Source organism: Nocardia terpenica (genome assembly GCF_013186535.1).
Lineage (GTDB): Bacteria > Actinomycetota > Actinomycetes > Mycobacteriales > Mycobacteriaceae > Nocardia > Nocardia terpenica.
Genome location: NZ_JABMCZ010000002.1, coordinates 245,622 through 265,611, shown reverse-complemented (window position 1 = coordinate 265,611; position 19,990 = coordinate 245,622). Strand labels below are relative to the sequence as shown.

Genomic DNA, 19,990 nt, shown 5'->3' with positions numbered 1-19,990 from the left:
GCGCTCGATTGATGAAGGGTGGCGCTGCGAAGGCGCTGGAAGCGACAACAGGCAAGGGTGAGAAACACGTGGTACGGCAGGACCCGGTTGTGGAAGCGATGACAGCATGACCCGCCCGGCCCGCGTACGCCCCGCCCGAACCCGCAGAGCGCGCGTCACCACCCTGCCGCAGCTGCTGTCCACCGCCGTCGAGGCCGATCCGACCGGAATCGCCGTCGTCTTCGCCGACGCGCACACCACCCTCGCCGAACTCACCTACGCCGAACTCGACGAACTGTCGACCCGGCTGGCCCGGCTGCTGATCACCCGCGGCATCGGCCCGGAGAACCTGGTCGCGATCGGCATCCCGCGATCGCTGGACTCGGTGATCGCGGTGTGGGCCGTCGCCAAGACGGGCGCGGGATTCGTGCCGGTGGACCCGAACTATCCGGCCGAGCGGGTGGCGCACATGGTCGCCGACTCCGGCGCGGTGGTGGGCCTGACCGTCGGCGCGGCCCGCGCCTCGCTGCCCGACGCGGTGGAATGGCTGACCATCGATTCCCCCGATTTCACCGTGCGGCTGGACCGCTTCCCCGCCGACCCGGTCACCTACGCCGACCGGCTGCGCCCGCTGCGCGGCGAGCACCCGGCCTACGTCATCTACACCTCCGGCTCGACCGGCACACCGAAGGGCGTCGTCGTCACCCAGGCCGGGCTGTCCGGCTTCTGCGACGAGCAGCGCGACCGGTACCGCGTCGGAAGTGATTCGCGCACATTACATTTCGCGTCCCCGTCATTCGACGCCTCGGTGCTCGAGCTATTGCTGGCGGTGGGCGGCGCGGCGACCATGGTGGTGGCCGCGCCGTCGGTGTACGGCGGCGACGAACTGGCCGCGCTGCTCGCCCGCGAGGAGGTCACGCACGCGTTCGTGACCCCGGCCGCGCTGGCGTCGGTGGATCCGCAGGGCCTGGACGAGCTGCGCGTGGTGGTCTCCGGCGGCGAGGCGTGCCCGCCGGAACTGGTGCGGCGCTGGGTGCTTCCGGTCGCCGAGGGCACCCGCGAGTTCTTCAACGGCTACGGGCCGACCGAGACCACCATCATGACCAATATCAGCGCGCCGCTGGCGCCGGGGGAGACGGTCACCGTCGGCGGGCCGATCCGCGGCATCACCGAATACGTGCTGAACGAACGCCTCGAACCGGTCCCCAACGGTGTCGTCGGCGAGTTGTACATCACCGGTGCGCAATTGGCGCGCGGCTATCACGAGCGGCCGTCTCTGACCGCGTCCCGGTTCGTCGCGAACCCGTTCGGGGGCGACGGATCCCGGCTGTATCGCACCGGCGACCTGGTGCGCTGGACGGCCAACGATGAGCTGGAGTACCTGGGCCGCAATGATTTCCAGGTGAAGATCCGGGGTTTCCGGATCGAGCTGGGCGAGATCGACGCGGTACTGGCGAGGCACGAGTCCGTCGATTTCGCGGTGACCGTCGGTCACGATCAGGACAGTGGCGCAACGATTCTGGTCTCCTACGTGCATGCCGCGGCCGGGACCGTGGATACCACACAGCTGCTCGACTTCGCCGGTCGCAGCCTGCCCGCGCACATGGTGCCCACGACGGTCATGGTGTTGGACGAGATTCCGCTGACCCCGGTCGGCAAGCTGGATCGCGCCGCGCTGCCCGCACCGGTGCTGCAGGCCAAGCAGTTTCGCGCGCCCGCCGGTCCGCTGGAGGAGACGGTCGCCAGCGTCTACACCGAATTGCTCGGCCTCACCGCACCGATCGGGGCCGACGACGACTTCTTCGAACTGGGCGGCAACTCCCTGATCGCCACCCGGGTCGCCGCGCGGCTCGGCGCGCACATCTGTGCCCACGTCCCCGCCCGGCTGCTGTTCGAGGCGTCGACCGTGGCGGAACTGGCCGACCGGCTGGAGCCGATCAAGGGCGAGGGCGGCCGCCTGCCGCTGACGCCCATGCCGCGCCCGGACCACATTCCGCTGTCGCTGGCGCAGCGGCGCATGTGGTTCCTCAACCAGTTCGATCCGGACTCCGCCGCCGACAACATCCCGTTCGCCATCCGGCTCAGCGGCCACCTGAACGTGGCGGCGCTGCAGGCCGCGATCGCCGACGTCATCGCCCGGCACGAGACCCTGCGCACCGTCTACCCGGCGGTCGACGGCACCGGCTACCAGGTGGTGCTGCCGCCCGAGCAGGCCGTCCCGGACCTCGCGCCGAAACCCTTGGCCGACCACGAGATCGCCGACTGGCTCGACGGATTCGTGCGCACCGGCTTCGATGTCGCCGCCGAGGTGCCGCTGCGCATCGGGGTGGCGGAGCTGTCCGCCGACGACCACATCGTGGCCGTGGTCGTGCACCACATCGCCGCCGACGGCGCCTCGATCGCGCCGTTCATGCGAGATCTGCTGGTGGCCTTCCTCGCCCGCCGCAACAACGCCTCGCCCGCCTGGCTGCCGCTGCCGGTGCAGTACGCCGATTACGCGCTGTGGCAGCGCGCGGTGCTGGGCGAGGAGGCCGACCCGAAGTCGGTGGCGGCGGCCCAGATCGCCTACTGGCGTGCGGCATTGGCGGGTCTGCCCGATCGGCTGGACCTCCCGGCCGACCGGCCGCGGCCCGCGCTCGCCTCGGGCCGCGGCGCCGAGTACGCCTTCGCGGTCGACGCCGAATTGCACGGGCGGCTCGACGAACTCGCCCACCGCACCGGCACCTCGCTGTTCATGGTGGTGCACGCGGCCTTCGCGGTGCTGCTGGCGCGGTTGTCGGGCACCGACGACATCGCCGTCGGCACACCGGTCGCCGGGCGCGGCGATCGCGAACTCGACGGCCTGATCGGCATGTTCGTCAACACCCTGGTGCTGCGCACCCGCATCGATCCCGCCGCGACCTTCACCGATCTGCTCGCCCAGGTGAAAGAGACCGATCTGGGCGCATTCTCGAATACCGAGCTGCCGTTCGAGCGGCTGGTCGAGCTGCTGGACCCGGTGCGGTCGCAGGCGCATCATCCGTTGTTCCAGGTGGCGTTGTTCTTTCAGAATATGGACAAGCCGCGGTTGGAGTTGCCGGGTTTGGTGGCCGATGCCGTCGAGTTCGATGGTGCGGTAGCGAAATTCGATTTGCAGTTGACCGTGGTGCCGCGTGCGGAGGGCGGGTTCTCGGCGCTGTTCACCTACGCCATGGACCTGTTCGACGAGGCGACCGTGGCGGGCTTCGCCGACCGCCTGGTGCGGGTGCTGGACGCGGTCGCCGCCGAGCCCGAGGGTCCGGTCGGCGACATCGAGCTGCTGCACGCCGACGAGCGGGAGCGAATCCTCTACGCCTGGAACGACACTCGCTACCCGATCGAACCGGAACTGCTGCTGGACGGATTCCGGCGCGCGGTCGAGCTGTATCCGCATCGCACCGCCCTCGTCTACGAGGGCACCGCACTGACCTACGACGAATTCGACGCGCGGGTGAATCAGCTGGCGCGGCTGCTGATCTCGCGCGGGGTCGGCCCGGAGTCGCTGGTGGGCCTGGCGATTCGGCGCTCGCTGGACCTCGTGGTCGGCATGTACGCGGTGGTGGCGGCCGGTGGCGCGTACGTGCCGCTGGACCCGGACCACCCGGTCGAGCGGATCGCGCACATCCTCGACACCGCGCGGCCGGTCTGCGTGGTCACCACCGTCGCCGATGCGGTGGCGCTGCCGGTCGATACGCCCGTTCTGCGGCTGGACACCATGGACCTCGGCGCCTTCGACCCGAGCCCGATCCGGCCCGGGGAACTGCTGCGCCCGCTGCGTGCCGAGCATCCGGCCTACGTCATCTTCACCTCCGGATCCACCGGCCGCCCCAAGGGTGTCGCGGTCTCGCACGCGGCCATCCACAACCAGATCACCTGGATGCTGGCCGCCTATCCGCTGGGCACCGACGACGTGTACCTGCAGAAGACCGCGACGACCTTCGATGTGTCGCTGTGGGGTTATTTCATGCCGCTGCGGACCGGCGCGGCCCTCGTCGTCGCCACCCACGACGGCCACCGCGATCCGGCCTACGTCGCGGAAACCATTGCCGCGCACGATGTCACAGTCACCGACTTCGTGCCGTCGATGCTCACCGTCTTCGCTGCGCACACCGAGCCCGGCGCCTGCCCGAGCCTGCAGGACGTCTTCGTGATCGGTGAGGCGCTGCCGCCGGAGACCGTCGATGCGCTGCACCGGATCTCCGACGCCCGGGTGCACAACCTGTACGGGCCGACCGAGGCCGCGGTCTCGGTGACCTACTGGCCCGCGCGCGGCGCCGATCGGCCGTCGGTGCCGATCGGGTTGCCGCAGTGGAACACTCGGGCCTACGTGCTGGACGCCCGGCTGCGGCCGGTACCCGCCGGGGTGCCGGGCGAGCTGTATCTGGCCGGTGATCAGTTGGCGCGGGGATACGTGCGCCGACCGGATCTGACGGCGGATCGGTTCGTGGCCGATGCCTTCACGCCCGGTGCGCGCATGTACCGCACCGGCGACCTGGTGCTGTGGCGCGAGGCGGCGGGGGAGCTGCCGCCTCGGCTGGAGTACCTGGGCCGCACCGATTTTCAGGTGAAGTTCCGGGGCCAGCGCATCGAGCTCGGCGAGATCGAGGCGGCGTTGCGCGCGCATCCGTCGGTGAGCCAGGCCGTCGCCCTGGTGGCCGATTCCCCGCTCGGCGATCAGCTGGTGGCGTACGCGGTGCCCACGCCGGGCCGGGAGATCGAGGCCGACCGGCTGCGCACCACCATCGCGGAAAGCCTGCCCGCCTACATGATTCCGGCCGCCATCGTGGCGCTGGACGCCCTGCCGCTCAATGCCAGCGGCAAGCTCGACCGCAGGGCGCTGCCCGAACCCGTCTTCGCCGCACGCGAATTCCGCGCCCCCGCCACGCCGATCGAGGAGATCGTGGCCGAGATCTTCGGCGCGGTGCTCGGGGTGGAGCGGGTCGGCGCGGACGACGACTTCTTCGCCCTCGGCGGCAATTCACTGGTCGCCACCCAGGTGGTGGCCCGCCTCGGCGCCGCCATCGGCGGCCGGGTCCCGGTGCGCGCCCTGTTCGAAACCCCCACCGTCGCAGCGCTGGCCGCGGCGACCGAATCCCAGGCGCACGGCAGCCGCGACGCCCGGCTGGGCGCGATCACGCGGCCCGACCGGCTCCCGCTGTCGCTCGCGCAGCAGCGCATGTGGTTCCTCAACCGCTTCGACCAGGATGACGCAGACGATCCGGATCGCGGTACAGATGCGGGACGGGATGGCGCAGACGGTGGGAACGGCGCGGGCATCGGGTCGGCCGCCTACAACCTGCCGTTCGCGCTGCGGTTGACCGGCAGCCTGGATGTCGAATCGCTGGCCGCGGCCCTCGACGATGTGGTGACCCGGCACGAGGTGCTGCGCACCATTTATCCCGACCTGCCCGAGGGGCCGGTGCAGGAGGTGCTGCCCGCGGACACCCGGCTGGGTATTGCGCCGGAACGGATTCCGACCGCCGAGGTCGAGGCCGCCGTCTACGCGCTGGCCGCGACGCCGTTCGATGTGACCACCGAGGTGCCGCTGCGGGTGCGGCTGTTCGAGATCGCCGATCTGGCACCGGGTTCCCGGCGCGAGTACGTGCTCGCGGTGGTCGTGCATCACATTGCGGCGGACGGGTCCTCGATGGGGCCGCTGGTGCGCGACGTGATGACCGCCTATGCCGCGCGGACCTCCGGCGAGGCCCCGGCCTGGGCGCCGCTGCCGGTCCAGTACGCCGACTACGCGCTGTGGCAGCGCGCGGTGCTGGGTGACGAGTCGGATACGGGATCCATTGCGGCGCAGCAGATCGCGTACTGGCGGGAAGAACTCGCGGGGCTGCCCGATGTGCTGGAGCTGCCCGCGGATCGGCCGCGACCGGCCGTCGCGACGCTGGCCGGGGCCCGGGTCGAGGTGCGCATCGATGCCGAAACCCATGCCGGGCTGGTCGATCTCGCGCATGCGCACGGTGCGACGTTGTTCATGGTTGTGCATACGGCGTTGGCGGTGTTGTTGGCTCGGTTGTCGGGGTCGGATGATGTTGCTGTTGGTACGCCGGTTGCGGGTCGTGGTGAGGCTGAGCTTGATGATTTGATCGGTATGTTCGTGAATACGGTGGTGTTCCGGACGCGGTTGGATCGGGGGGAGGGTTTTTCGGATCTGTTGGTGCGGCAGCGGGAAACGGATCTTCAGGCGTTCGCGCATGCGGATATTCCGTTCGAGCGGCTGGTGGAGGTGCTCAATCCGCTGCGTTCTACCGCGCATCATCCGTTGTTCCAGGTGGGTTTGTCGTTCCAGAATCTGGCGCGGACCGCGTTGGAGTTGCCGGGTTTGAGCGTGGCGGGTGTGGATGCGGATTTGGATGTGTCCCAGTTCGATTTGCATCTGATTGTGGCCGACAGCTATGACGAGGATGGTTCGGCAGCCGGTATCGGCGGCTTCTTTACTTATGCCACCGACCTTTTCGACGCCGAAACGGTCGAAGCCTTCACCGACCGATTCGCGCGGCTGCTGACCGAGATCGTCGCCGACGCCACCGTCCCGGTCGGTGATATCGAGATCCTCGCCGCCGACGAACGCGACCGGGTCCTCATCGAACGCAACGACACCGCGCACCCGGTCGAACCGGCCACCCTGGCCTCGCTGCTCGACGCGACGGTATCGGCATCCCCCGAAGCCATTGCGCTCGTGGCCGATTGGCCCGCGAGCACGGCCGGACCGCTGGAGCTGAGCTACGCCGATCTCGATGCCCGGGTGAATCGCCTGGCGCGGCACCTGGTCTCGCTCGGGGTGGGACCGGAATCGCGGGTGGCCCTGGCCTTCCGGCGCTCGGTGGATCTGATTGTCGCCATGTACGCGGTGGTGCAGGCCGGTGGCGCGTACGTGCCGGTCGACCCGGACCAGCCCGCGGAGCGCGTCGCCTACATCCTCGCCGCCGCCGACCCGGTGTGCGTGCTGACCACCTCCACCGTCGCCCCGGCCGAGGTGTCGGCCGAGACGCGGGATTGGCGCGGCCGCACCGAATCCGTGTCCGCCCTCGTCGCCGCGGCCGGGGTCAGCTTCGATACCGCCGCGCCCGTGGAGCGGATCGACGCCCTCGACCTTGCCGGGTACTCCGACGCGCCGCTGACCGACGCGGAACGCCTTGCGCCGCTGCGCCCGGAGCACACCGCGTACGTGATCTTCACGTCCGGGTCGACCGGCCGACCCAAGGGTGTGGCCGTGCCGCACGCGGCGGTCGTCAACCAATTGCTGTGGAAGACGGCGGAATTCGGGCTCGGTGCGGACGATGCGGTGCTGTTGAAGACGGCCGCCACGTTCGACCTGTCGGTGTGGGAGTTCTGGTCGGCCGCCGTCTGCGGTGGCCGCCTGGTGATCGCCGCGCCCGAGGGCCACCGCGATCCCGCCTACCTGGACGAGCTCATCGCCCGCGCGAATGTCACCACCCTGCACGTGGTTCCGTCGATGCTGGACGCCCTGCTGGCCGCCGACGCCGTCTCCGGCCTCGCCGCCCTGCGCCGCGTCCTGGCCATCGGCGAGGCCCTGCCGGGCGCCCTGGCCACCCGCTTCCGCGCCGCCTGCCCGGACGTGCCCCTGTTCAATCTGTACGGCCCGACCGAGGCCGCGGTCTCGATCACCACTCACGAGGTCACCGCCGCCGACACCGGCTCCGTCCCGATCGGCAAGCCGGAGTGGAACAGCCAGGTGTACGTCCTGGACTCCCGCCTGCGCCCCGTCCCCGACGGCGTCACAGGCGAGCTGTATCTGGCTGGTGACCAACTGGCCCGAGGCTACTTCGCCCGCCCCGACCTGACGGCGGATCGGTTCGTGGCCAACCCCTTCGCCTCCGGCGCAGGGGACATTGGGGGAGCTGGCGCAGGGGTCGATGGGGGAGCTGGCGCAAGGGCTGACGGGGAAGCTGGCGCGGGGGCGGTGGGCTCCCGCATGTACCGTACCGGCGACTTGGTTGCCTGGAATGCCAATGGCGAGTTGGAATATCGTGGCCGCACCGACTTCCAAGTGAAGATTCGTGGCTTCCGTATCGAGTTGGGCGAGGTCGAGGCGGCGCTGTTGGCGTTGCCGGAGATTGCGCAGGCCGCGGTGGTGGCGAAGTCGGATGCCCGCACGGGTGATCGTCTGGTCGCCTACCTGGTTCCGGCGGGTAACGAGACTCTTGCTGTCTCCGAGCGAGATTCGGCTATTTCTCGCCACGACGCGGATTCCTCTACTTCTCGCGCCTCCTCCTCGTTTTCTCGCCCCGACGCGTCGTCTCGTGTTCCTCGCGCCGACGCCTCGTCTCGTGTTCCTCGCGCCGACGCCTCGTCCCGTCTTCCTCGCGCCGTCCGCGCAGCGGGCGGCGCGAGGATCGACATCGCCCACATCAAATCCGCCCTCGCCGCCACCCTCCCCTCCTACATGGTCCCCGCGGCCTTCGTCACCCTCGACGCCCTGCCGCTCAACGCCAACGGCAAGCTCGACCGCAGGGCCCTGCCCGACCCCGAGGTCGAGACCGCGCGCTACCGGGCCCCGGCCACCCCGGTCGAGGAGATCATCGCCACCACCTTCGCCGACGTCCTCGGCATCGACCGGATCGGCGTCGACGACGACTTCTTCGCGCTCGGCGGCAACTCGCTGCTGGCCACCCGGATCGTCGCGAGAGCCGGTGCGGCGCTGGGCATCCGGATTCCGGTGCGGATGCTGTTCGAGGCGCCGACGGTGGCCGCCCTGGCGACGAAGGTGGAGCGCGGCAGCGGCGAACGCCTGCGCACCCCGCTGATCGCGGGACCGCGCCCCGAACGCATTCCGCTGTCGTTCGCGCAGCAGCGCATGTGGTTCCTCAACCAATTCGACACGGCCGCTTCGGTGTACAACATCCCGGCCGCCATCCGGCTCTCCGGCGCGCTGGACGCGGCGGCGCTGCAACAGGCCGTCGCGGATCTGGTGGCGCGGCACGAGATTCTGCGCACCATCTACCCCGAGGCCGCGCCCGCGGCCGACGGTCTCACCTCGGGCCCTGTGCAGCAGGTGCTTTCGGTATCCGAGGTGCCCACCGATCTCGCCCCGATCCAGCTCGGTGAGGAACGGGTCGCCCACGAGGTGCACCAGCTGGTCGCCACCGGCTTCGACGTCACCACCGAGATCCCGTTCCGGATCCGGCTGTTCCGGATCACGCCCACCGAGCACGTGCTGGTCTTCGTCGCCCACCACATCGCCGCCGACGGCTGGTCGATGGGCCCGCTGAGCCGGGATCTCATGCTGGCGTACGCGGCCCGCTCCGGCGGGGAGGCACCGGCGTGGGCGCCGCTGCCCATCCAGTACGCGGACTTCGCCCTATGGCAGCGCGCCGTTCTCGGCGACGAGAACGACCCGGCATCGCTCGCGGGCGCGCAATTGGCCTATTGGACAAGCGAACTCGCCGATCTGCCGGACGAGCTGACGCTGCCCTCGGACCGCCCGCGCCCGCCCGCGCAGTCCTTCGCCGGTGGCACCGTCGAATTCGGTGTCGACGCCGAGGTGCACGCCGCGCTCACCCGCCTGGCCCGCGGCAACAACGCGACGCTGTTCATGGTCGTGCACGCCGCGCTCGCGATCCTGCTGGCGCGGCTGTCCGGCACCGAGAACATCGCCATCGGCACCCCGGCCGCGGGCCGTGGCGAGGCCGAACTCGACGATCTCATCGGCATGTTCGTCAATACGCTGGTGCTGCGCAGCCGCGTCGCGCCCGACCTCGGCTTCACCGATCTGCTCGCGGCCACCCGGGACACCGACCTGCGCGCCTTCGCGCACTCCGACATCCCGTTCGAGCGCCTGGTGGAGGCGCTGGATCCGCCGCGGTCCGCGGCCCGGCACCCGCTGTTCCAGGTGGCGCTGTCGTTCGAGAACCTCGCGCCCACCACCTTCGAACTGCCCGGCCTGAGCTTCACCGCGCTCGATCCGGCCGCGGCCGCCGCCAAGTTCGACCTGCTGCTCACGCTGCGCGAGCAGCGCGCCGAGGACGGTGCGGAGGCTGGTCTGGCCGCCGAATTCACCTATGCCCGCGACCTTTTCGACGCCGCCACGGTGGAGTCGTTCGGCCGTCGGTTCCGCCGCATCCTGGCCGCGGTCGCCGCCGACGCCAGCATCCCGGTCGGTGACCTGGAGATCCTGGACGACTCCGAACGCGCCGATCTGGTGCGCCGCAGGGGCGCTGCCGCGGTGCCGCCGCGCACGCTGCCGGACCTGATGGAGGCGGCCGTCGACGCCAATCCGGACGGCGCCGCCGTGGTCTTCCGGGGCCGCAGCTTCAGCTACGACCAGCTCGACACCGCGTCCTCGAAGCTGGCGCGGCGCCTGATCGAGCTCGGCGCGGGCCCGGACGTGCTGGTGGCCGTGGCGATTCCGCGCTCGGTGGAGGCCGTGGTCGCGGTGTGGTCGGTCGCCAAGACCGGGGCCGCGTTCGTGCCCGTCGATCCCACCTATCCGGCCGAGCGCATCGCGCACATGGTGTCGGATTCCCGTGCGGCACTGGGTGTTACGGTGCGGTCCGCACTCGCCCAGCTGCCGGAGGTGGTCGGCGGCTGGATCGTGCTCGACGACCCGGACTTCGCCGCCGGCGTCGACTACCAGGCCGGTGAGCCGGTCCTCGACATCGAGCGGCGGCACCCGATCCGGCCCGAGAACGCCGCCTACGTGATCTACACCTCCGGATCCACCGGCCTGCCCAAGGGCGTGGTCGTCACCCACGCGGGCCTGGCCAACTTCTGCGCCGAACAGACCGAACGCTATGGCCTCGACGGTGATTCGCGGGCCCTGGCCTTCGCCTCGCCCTCGTTCGACGCCTCGGTGCTGGAACTGCTGCTCGCCCTGGGCGCGGGCGGCGCGCTGGTGCTGGCGCCGACCGGTACCTACGGCGGCGACGAGCTGACCGAACTGATCGCGCGCGAGCGGGTCACCCACGCGTTCCTGACGCCGTCGGTGCTGGCCTCGCTGGATCCGGCCGCGTTGACGGAGATGAAGGTGATCGTCGCGGGCGGCGAGGCCGTCCCGGCGGACCTGGTCGCGAAATGGGGTGGCGCGGCCGACGATTCGGGCCGCCGCCTGCACAACGGCTACGGCCCCACCGAGACCACCATCATGACCAATATCAGCGATCCGCTGCACCCGGGCGATCCGGTCACCATCGGTGGCCCGATCCGCGGCATGCGAGCGCTGGTGCTGGATTCCCGGCTGCGCCCGGTCCCGGAAGGCGTTGCGGGCGAACTGTACCTGAGCGGCATCCAACTGGCCCGCGGCTACCACGCCCGCCCCGGCCTCACCGCCACCCGCTTCATTGCCAACCCCTTCGCCTTCGGCTCAGGGAACGAAGGAGCCGCAGCAGGGGACGGAGAAGTCACGGCAGGGGATAGAGGAGTTGCCACAGGGGGCGCGGGGATCGCGGATGGTTCGCGGCTGTATCGGACCGGGGATATTGTGCGGTGGCGGCGGGGGGAGGCGGTGCTGGAGTATTTGGGGCGCAATGACTTTCAGGTTAAGGTGCGGGGGTTTCGGATCGAGTTGGGGGAGATCGATGCCGTGCTCAGCGGGCGGGACGATATCGACTTCGCGGTTACGGTGGGGCGGGAAACCGGTGGCGGGGCAACGATGCTCGTGTCTTATGTGCGGCCTGCGCCGGGGACGGCGCCCGATCCCGGTGCTGTGACCGCGGATCTGGCTCGGGTGTTGCCGGAGCATATGGTGCCCGCCGCCGTGGTGGTGCTGTCCGAGATTCCACTGACGCCCGTCGGCAAGCTGGATCGCCGGGCGCTGCCGGAACCGGTGCTGGAGACCGTCGCCTACCGCGCCCCGCAGACGCACGCCGAACAGGTTGTGGCCGAGGTGATCTCGGAGGTTCTGGGTGTGGAGGGGGTTGGGCTGGACGACGACTTCTTCGCCCTCGGCGGGGACAGCATCGTGTCCATCCAGGTGGTCTCCCGGGCCCGGGCGCGGGGCGTGCACTTCGCGCCGCGCGACGTGTTCCAGGCCCGCACCGTGGCCGCCCTCGCCGCGGCCGCGACCGTCGAGGAACCGGGTGCGCCCGCCGAACCGCAGACCGGCCCGCTGCCGCTGCCGCCGATGGCGGTGCGCCTGCTGCAGATCGATCCGGCGGGCCGCGACCACCGCGCGATCGCGCTGGACATCCCGGCCGACTGCGCCCCCGAGCGGGTGCGCGAGGCCGCGCAGGCCGTGCTCGACCGGCATCCCATGCTGTCGGCCCGGCTCGAAACCGCCGGTCTCCCGGTCGATCCCGCCGAGGCGGGCACCCAGATCCTGCCCGTCGTCGCGCCGGACGCGACCGGACCGGCCGACTGGCCCGACGCCGGATACGGGCCGACCGACGCCGCGCGCCTGGTGCTGCCGCAGACCCCCGCCGAGGCGGTGGTGCGGCGGTTCGCCGCCGGCGCCGAGGCGGCCGACCTCGCCGTGCGGGCCCTGAGCGCCGACCTGGATCCCGCGGCCGGGCGCAATATCGGCTTCGGCCTGATCGCGGCCGGTGTGCCGGACCTCGACGGCGACGCCCCGGCCAGCCTGGTCGTGGTCGCCACCGCCCTGGTCGTGGACGACCTGTCCTGGCGGATCGTCGCCGACGAACTGTCGGCGGCCTGGTCCGGCGGGCACGCGCTCGCCGGTGCGGCCGACGGCGGACCCGCCGGGGTGACCCGCGCGCTGGCCGCCCGGGCCGCGGACCCGGCCACCCTCGACGAATTGGCCAGCTGGCAGCGCGCGCTGGTCGCGGTGCCCGCCGAATCGCCCATCGACACCGTGGATCTCACCACCCGCGGCCGGGTGTCGCTGGTGATCACCGCCGAGGGCGCGGCCGCGGTGGACGCGGCGGCCGCCGCCTATCGCGCCGAGATCGACGACGTGCTGCTGGCCGCGCTCGCGCTGGCCCTGGAGCCGAAGCTGCGCGGCGAGGCCGCCGACCTCATCGGCTCGGTGGTCCAGCTGCCCGCCGACGGCCGCGCGGCGGCCGGACCCGAATCCGACGGCACCGTCGGCGGATTCACCGCCACCTACCCGCTGGTGCTCGGGCTCGACGACATCGACGTCGACGAGGCCCTGATCGGCGGCCCCGCGGCCGGTCGCGCCATCGCCCAGATGAAGGAGCTGCGCCGCGCGGTGCCCGATTCCGGCGTCGGCTACGGCCTGCTGCGCTACCTGAATCCGCGGACCGCGCCACACCTGGCCGCACTGGCCCACGGCCGCACCGCATTCCGCTACCGCGACCTGCGCCCGGCCCGCGCCTACCCGCAGACCCCGGCCGCGGACCTGTACCTGGACCTGACCGTCGACGCCACCGCCGACGGCCTGCTGGCCCGATTCGACTACGCCGCCGCGATATTGACCGTGCAGCAGGTGAAAGAGCTTGCCGGGCAGTGGGTCCGGGCGCTGGGCGGCCTGGCCGAGCACGGCACCCGGCCGGAGTCGGGCGGCTTCACCCCGTCCGACTTCCCGCTGCTGACGCTGTCGCAGGCCGATGTCGACCGCTTCCACGCGCAGTACCCGGCCCTGTCCGACGTGTGGCCGGTGACGCCGCTGCAGTCGGGCATGCTGTTCCACGCGCTGCTCGCCGAGAGCTCGGTCGACGTCTACACCACCCAGTTCACCCTCGACCTGAGCGGCGCGGTGAACGTGCGGCGGCTGCACGAGGCGGCGCAGGCGGTGCTCGACCGGCACGACAACCTGCGCGCCGCCTTCGCCACCGACGCGGCGGGCGATCCGGTGCAGCTGGTGCTCGACGGGGTCGAGGTGCCGTGGCGCACAGCCGATCTGGCGCAGCTCGAGCCCGAGCGGGCGCGGGCGGAACTGGCGCGCCTGGAGGCCGCCGACTACGCCGAGCGATTCGACATGCACACCGCGCCGCTGCTGCGGTTCACGTTGATCCGCACCGCGCCGGAGTCCTACCGGCTGCTGGTGACCAGCCACCACATCCTCATCGACGGCTGGTCCATGCCGCTGCTGATGCAGGACCTGCTGCTGCTGTACGCGTTCGGCCCGTACTCGCCCGAGCTGCCGCGGGTCCGCTCCTACGGCGACTACCTGGCCTGGCTGGCCGAACAGGATCGCGACGCCGCGCGGCGGGCGTGGCGGGCGGCGCTGTCCGGGTTCACCGAGCCGACGCCGCTGGCCCCGGTCGATCCGGGCCGCGAGATCTCCGCCGGTGTCGGCGAGGTCGGCTTCGAGCTGTCGCCGTCGGACACCACCGACCTGAGCCGGCTGGCCGCCCGCCTGGGCGTCACGGTGAACACGGTGGTGCAGGCGGCGTGGGGTCTGCTCCTCGGCCGCACCGTGGACCGCGACGATGTGGTGTTCGGCGCCACCGTGTCCGGGCGACCGCCGCGGCTGCCCGGCGTGGAAACCATGGTGGGCCTGTTCCTCAACGCCGTTCCGGTGCGAGTTCGCCTGGGCGCCACCGATACTCTCGCCGGGGTGCTGCGGCGGCTGCAGGCCGAGCAGGCCGACCTGCTCGACGTGCATTACTTGGGCCTGAGCGAGATTCAGGAAACCGTCGGCGTGGACGGGCTTTTCGACTCGCTGGTGGTGTTCGAGTCGTTCCCGGTCGACCGCGACGGCCTGGACCGGGCGAGCGCGATCGATGGCATGCACGTCACCGGCGTGGGCTCGGTCAACGGCACGCACTACCCGGTCACCGTGATGGTGGTGCTGGACACCCGGCTGCGGGTCTCGCTGAAATACCTGCGCGACGTGTTCGACGCACCGGCCGCGCGGGCGCTGTCCGAGCGGCTGTCGGCGCTGATCCGGCGCTTCGCCACCACCCCGCAGGCCCGCGTCACCGAGGTCGACGCGCTGCTGCCCGGCGAGCGCGCCGCGCTGGCCGCCCGCAACGCCACCGACGTCCCGGAACTGCTGGACGACGCCACGCTGCTCACCCTGTTCGACGCGCAGGTGGCCCGCACCCCGCAGGCCCCGGCGCTGCACTTCGGCGACACCACGCTCACCTACCTCGAGCTCGACTCCCGCTCCCGCGCGCTGGCGGCCACGCTCGCCGAGCGTGGTGTGCGGCCGGAATCGCTGGTGGCGGTGGCCATCCGGCGCTCGGTCGAGCTGGTCGTCGCGATCTACGCGGTGCTGCGGGCGGGCGGCGGCTACCTGCCCGTCGACCCGGAGCACCCGGCCGAGCGCAACGAATCGGTGCTGGCGAACGCCGGGCCGGTGCTGGTGCTGACCACCACCCGCGACGGCTTCGAAACCGATTCCGGCACACCGGTTGTCGCGATCGACGAGCTGCCGGAACCCGTGGCGGGGCGCGCGGCGGAGTTCCCGCCGGTGCTGCCGGACACCGTCGCCTACGTCATCCACACCTCCGGCTCCACCGGCCGTCCCAAGGGCGTGGTGATCATGCATCGGCAGCTGGCCAACCAGTTCCGCTGGGCGCAGCGCAGCCACCCGCACGACACCGGCGACGTGGTGCTGCACAAGACGCCGATCACCTTCGACATCTCCACCTGGGAGCTGTTGTGGCCCTTGCACACCGGCGCCTCGATCGTGATCGCGGAGCCGGACGGGCACCGCGACCCGGCGTATCTGTCCCGGGTGATCGAGGAGAAGTCGGTCACCACCGTGCATTTCGTGCCGTCGATGCTGGACGCGTTCCTGGACCCGGCCGTCAATGCGGCGGTGGCACAGGGATATTCGTCGCTGCGCCGGATCTTCGCGGCCGGTGAGGCGCTGTCCGCCGAGACCGCCGCCGCCTGTGCGGCCCACCTGGACCGCACCGAGCTGGTGAACTGGTACGGCCCGGCCGAGGCCACGGTCGTCACCGCGCATCCCGCGAATTCCGCCGGGAGCGCGGCGATTCCGATCGGCACCCCGGTCGCCAACACCCGGGTGTTCGTGCTCGACCGCCAGCTGCGGCCGGTGCCGCCGGGCGCGCCCGGCGAACTGTATGTCGCGGGCGTGCAGCTGGCGCGCGGCTACCTCGGCGCCGCCGCCCTGACCGCGGAACGCTTCGTCGCGCATCCGAACGGCGAACGGGTCTACCGCACCGGCGACATCGTGCGCTGGACCGCCGCCGCCGACGGCACCGCGGCGCTGGAATACCTGGGCCGCAGCGACTTCCAGGTCAAGCTGCGCGGCCAGCGCATCGAGCTCGGCGAGATCGAGGCCGCGCTCACCGCCGCCGCCGAGGTGCGCCACGCCGTGGTCACGCTGGCGCGCGCCGACTCCGGCGACCGCCTGGTCGGCTATGTCGTGCCCGCGCCGGGCGCCACCATCGACGCGGCGGCCCTGCTCGCGCGCACCCGGGAATCGTTGCCCGCCTATATGGTTCCGGCCACCGTCGTGACGCTCGCCGAGCTGCCGCTGAACGCCAACGGCAAACTGGACCGGGCGGCGCTGCCGGTGCCGCGGCTGTCCGGGCGCGAATACCGAGCGCCGCAAACCCCGCTGGAGCAGACCGTCGCCGACGTCTTCGCCGAGGTGCTCGGCGTCGACCGGGCGGGGCGCGACGACGACTTCTTCGACCTGGGCGGTAATTCGCTGATCGCCACCCGGGCGGTCGGCCGCCTGCGCGAGGTCACCGGCGCCGAGGTGCGGGTGCAGTGGTTCTTCACCGGATCCACCGTCGCGGCGCTGACCCGGCGCATCGCCGCCGCCCTGGACGCGGGCCACGACTACGACCCGCACTCCGACGCGGCCCTCGCGGTGCTGCTGCCGATCCGGGCCGAGGGCGAGCTGCCCCCGCTGTTCTGCCTGCACCCGATGTACGGGCTGGCGTGGACCTACTCGGGCCTGGCGCGCTACGTCGAGGACCGCCCGATCCTGGGTCTGCAGTCGCCCGCGCTGTCGGAGGACGGGTACCTGCCGGAGTCGTTGGCGGACATGGCCGCTCGCTATGTCGCCGAGATCCGCGCGGTGCAGCCGCACGGCCCCTACCACCTGCTCGGCTGGTCGCTGGGCGGCGTGCTGGCGCACGCGGTGGCCACCGCCCTGCAGGCCGACGGCGAGACCGTCGAGCTGCTGGCCATGCTCGACAGCCACCCCGACATCGATGTCACCGACTTCCGGACGGCCATCCGCGAGGCGCTGGCCGAGATCGGGATCGGCGCCGAGGCCCTGGTCGGCGACGGCGATATCCACGACCTCAGCGACGCCGCGGTGGCCGCCCTGCACGCCACCATCCCGGCCGACCTGGCCGTGCTCACCCCGGACCGGGTGCGGCGCATCTACCGCAGCGCCGTCCGCTCGGCCGAGCTGATCGCCGAGCACCGGCCCGGCGTGTACCGCGGGCGGCTGGACTACTTCAGCGCGCTGGGCCACGAGACCGCCGCCGAGTCCTGGCGGGAGGCCGTGGACGGGGAGATCGCCGATCATCCGGTGCCGGTGCGCCACGACCTGATGACCTCGCCGGAAGCGCTGGCCGACCTCGGCCCCCGCCTGGCGCGGCGGTTGTCGGACGGGGTCGCGAAGACCCCGGAGGAGACAGATCCGGCATGATGGGCCGGTTGCCACGGAACGAAATCGAGAGCAGATAGCGAAGGTGTGAATAGTGATTCGTCGACACTTCCGGCGTAACGGCCTGCGGGCCGCGGCGGTCATCGCGGCCACGGGAGTCCTCACCGGCGTCGTGGCCGGGATCGGTGCGACCAGTGCGTCGGCCGAGGACCCGATCATCGCCGCGAAGAGCCTGCTCGCCGATCCGAAGTCGCCCGACGGGTCCCACATCACCAAGGCGACCTACCGCGACGATCGCAATATCCGGCTGTACGTGTACTCGGCGGCCATGGACAAGACCTACCCGGTCGACGTGCAGCGTCCCGCCGACGCCTCGGTGCCGCGCCCGACGCTGTACCTGCTCAACGGCGCGGGCGGCGGTCAGGACGACGCCTCGTGGCAGAAGAAGACCGACATCGTCAACGGCTTCCTCGGCGACAAGAACGTCAACGTGGTCCAGCCCGTCGGCGGCAAGTGGAGCTACTACACGGACTGGATCAAAGACGATCCGGAACTGGGCCGCAACAAGTGGAAGACCTTCTTCACCGAGGAGCTGCCGCCGCTGATCGACGGCGCGCTGGGCACCAACGGCGTCAATGCCATTGCGGGCCTGTCCACTTCGGGCACCACCGTGCTGAACCTGCCGATCGCCAAGCCCGGCCTGTACAAGGCGGTCGCCGCCTACTCCGGCTGCGCGCAGACCTCCGACCCGGTCGGCCGTGAGTTCGTCAAGCTGACCGTCAACACCTGGGGCGGCGGCGATGTCGAGAACATGTACGGCCCCGACGGCGCGCCCGCCTGGTCGGAGAACGATCCGTTGCTGCACGCCGACAAGCTGCGTGACCTGGATCTCTACATCTCCACCGGCAACGGCCTGCCCGGCCAGTACGACACCCTCAACGGCCCCTACGCGCTGCCCGGCGCCTACGGCCTGGGCAACCAGATGCTGATCGGCGGCGTGATCGAGGCAGGCACCAACTACTGCACCCACAACCTGAAGACGAAGCTGGACTCCCTGGGCATCCCCGCGACCTACAACTTCCGCAACTCGGGCACCCACTCCTGGGGCTACTGGCGCGACGACTTCATGAACTCCTGGCCGGTCCTCGCCCACGGCCTGGGTCTGTAGGGGCTTCCCTTCCCGCACGCACAATTGATTCCCGTCGCCCCGATCGCGTCAGCGGTCGGGGCGACGGGCTTCCGCAAGCGAGCCAAATAACAAACGGAAGGTCTAAACAAAAAGTTCGGCAACCCGTAAACTCGTCCCATGAGCACCACCCTGACCGTCCCGCCGTCTCGTCTGCGGCGGGTCCGATCGACCGCGCTGCTGCTCGGCCCCGCCTTCGTGGCGAGCATCGCCTACGTCGATCCCGGCAATGTCGCCTCCAATGTGAGCGCGGGCGCCCAGTACGGCTATCTGCTGGTGTGGGTGATCGTGCTGGCGAACGCCATGGCCGCGCTGGTGCAGTTCCTGTCGGCGAAACTCGGCCTGGTCACCGGCCGCTCGCTGCCGGAGGTGGTGCGCGAGCGCGCGAATCGTCCGGTGCGGCTCGCCTATTGGGCACAGGCCGAGCTGGCCGCGATGGCCACCGATCTCGCCGAGGTGGTGGGCGGCGCGATCGCGCTGCAATTGCTGTTCGGCCTGCCGCTGCTGCTCGGCGGTGCGATCACCGGGCTGGTGTCGATGCTGCTGCTGGTGGTGCAGAACCGGCGCGGGCAGCAGCCGTTCGAACGGATGATCATCGGGCTGCTGGCGGTGATCTCCATCGGATTCGTGGCGAGCCTGGTCGTGTCGCCGCCCCCGGTGCCGAGCACGCTCGCCGGGCTGCTGCCGCGCTTCGACGGGACCCGGTCGGTGATGCTGGCCGCCGCGATGATCGGCGCGACCGTGATGCCGCACGTGATCTACCTGCACTCGGGCATGGCCCGGGATCGGCACGGGCACCCGGAGCCCGGTCCGGCGCGGGCGCGGCTGCTGCGCGCGAATCGCTGGGATGTCGGCATCGCCATGGTGATCGCCGGGACGGTGAACCTGTCGATGCTGCTGATGGCCGCGCACACCTTCGGCGGCCGCGACGACGTGAACACGATTCAGGACGCCTACCACGCGGTGCACACTGCGCTGGGCGCCGGAGCCGCGCTGCTGCTGGCGGTCGGCCTGCTGGCCTCGGGGCTGGCGTCGACCTCGGTCGGCGCGTACGCGGGCGCGATGATCATGGACGGTCTGCTGCGCCGCCGCATTCCGCTGCTGCTGCGCCGCGTCGTCACGCTGATTCCGGCGCTGGCGATCCTGGCCGTCGGCATCGATCCCACCCGGGCGCTGATCGTCTCGCAGGTGGTGCTGTCGTTCGGCATTCCGTTCGCGCTGATCCCGCTGGTGCGCTTCACCAGCGACCGCACGCTGATGGGCGTCGACCTCAACCACCGCGTGACGACCGCGCTGGCCTGGGTGATCGCCGCCGTCATCACCGCCCTCAACCTGTTGCTGATCTACCTCACGGTCACCGGTCGCGGCAGCTGAAC

Annotated in this window: 3 protein-coding genes; all 3 read left to right on the top strand. The window is 71.1% G+C overall.

Going from position 1 to position 19,990, the window contains the following annotated elements:
• Window positions 1-175: 175 nt before the first annotated feature.
• Window positions 176-17,470: a non-ribosomal peptide synthetase gene (locus HPY32_RS44575; protein WP_373686643.1), complete on the top strand. Its 17,295-nt coding sequence runs from the start codon at window positions 176-178 to the stop codon at window positions 17,468-17,470.
• A 130-nt stretch (window positions 17,471-17,600) separates the two neighbouring features.
• A complete protein-coding gene (locus HPY32_RS12495) occupies window positions 17,601-18,596 on the top strand; it encodes an alpha/beta hydrolase (RefSeq protein ID WP_082871143.1) in 996 nt (331 codons plus the stop codon).
• A gap of 138 nt (window positions 18,597-18,734) precedes the next feature.
• Complete coding sequence (locus HPY32_RS12490; protein WP_067581242.1) at window positions 18,735-19,988, top strand: Nramp family divalent metal transporter; 1,254 nt, start codon at window positions 18,735-18,737, stop codon at window positions 19,986-19,988.
• Window positions 19,989-19,990: the final 2 nt, after the last annotated feature.

Coding starts and splice junctions, on each gene's coding strand:
- HPY32_RS12490 (WP_067581242.1), top strand. CDS start 18,735: ATGAGCACCACCCTGACCGTCCCGCCGTCTCGTCTGCGGCGGGTCCGA.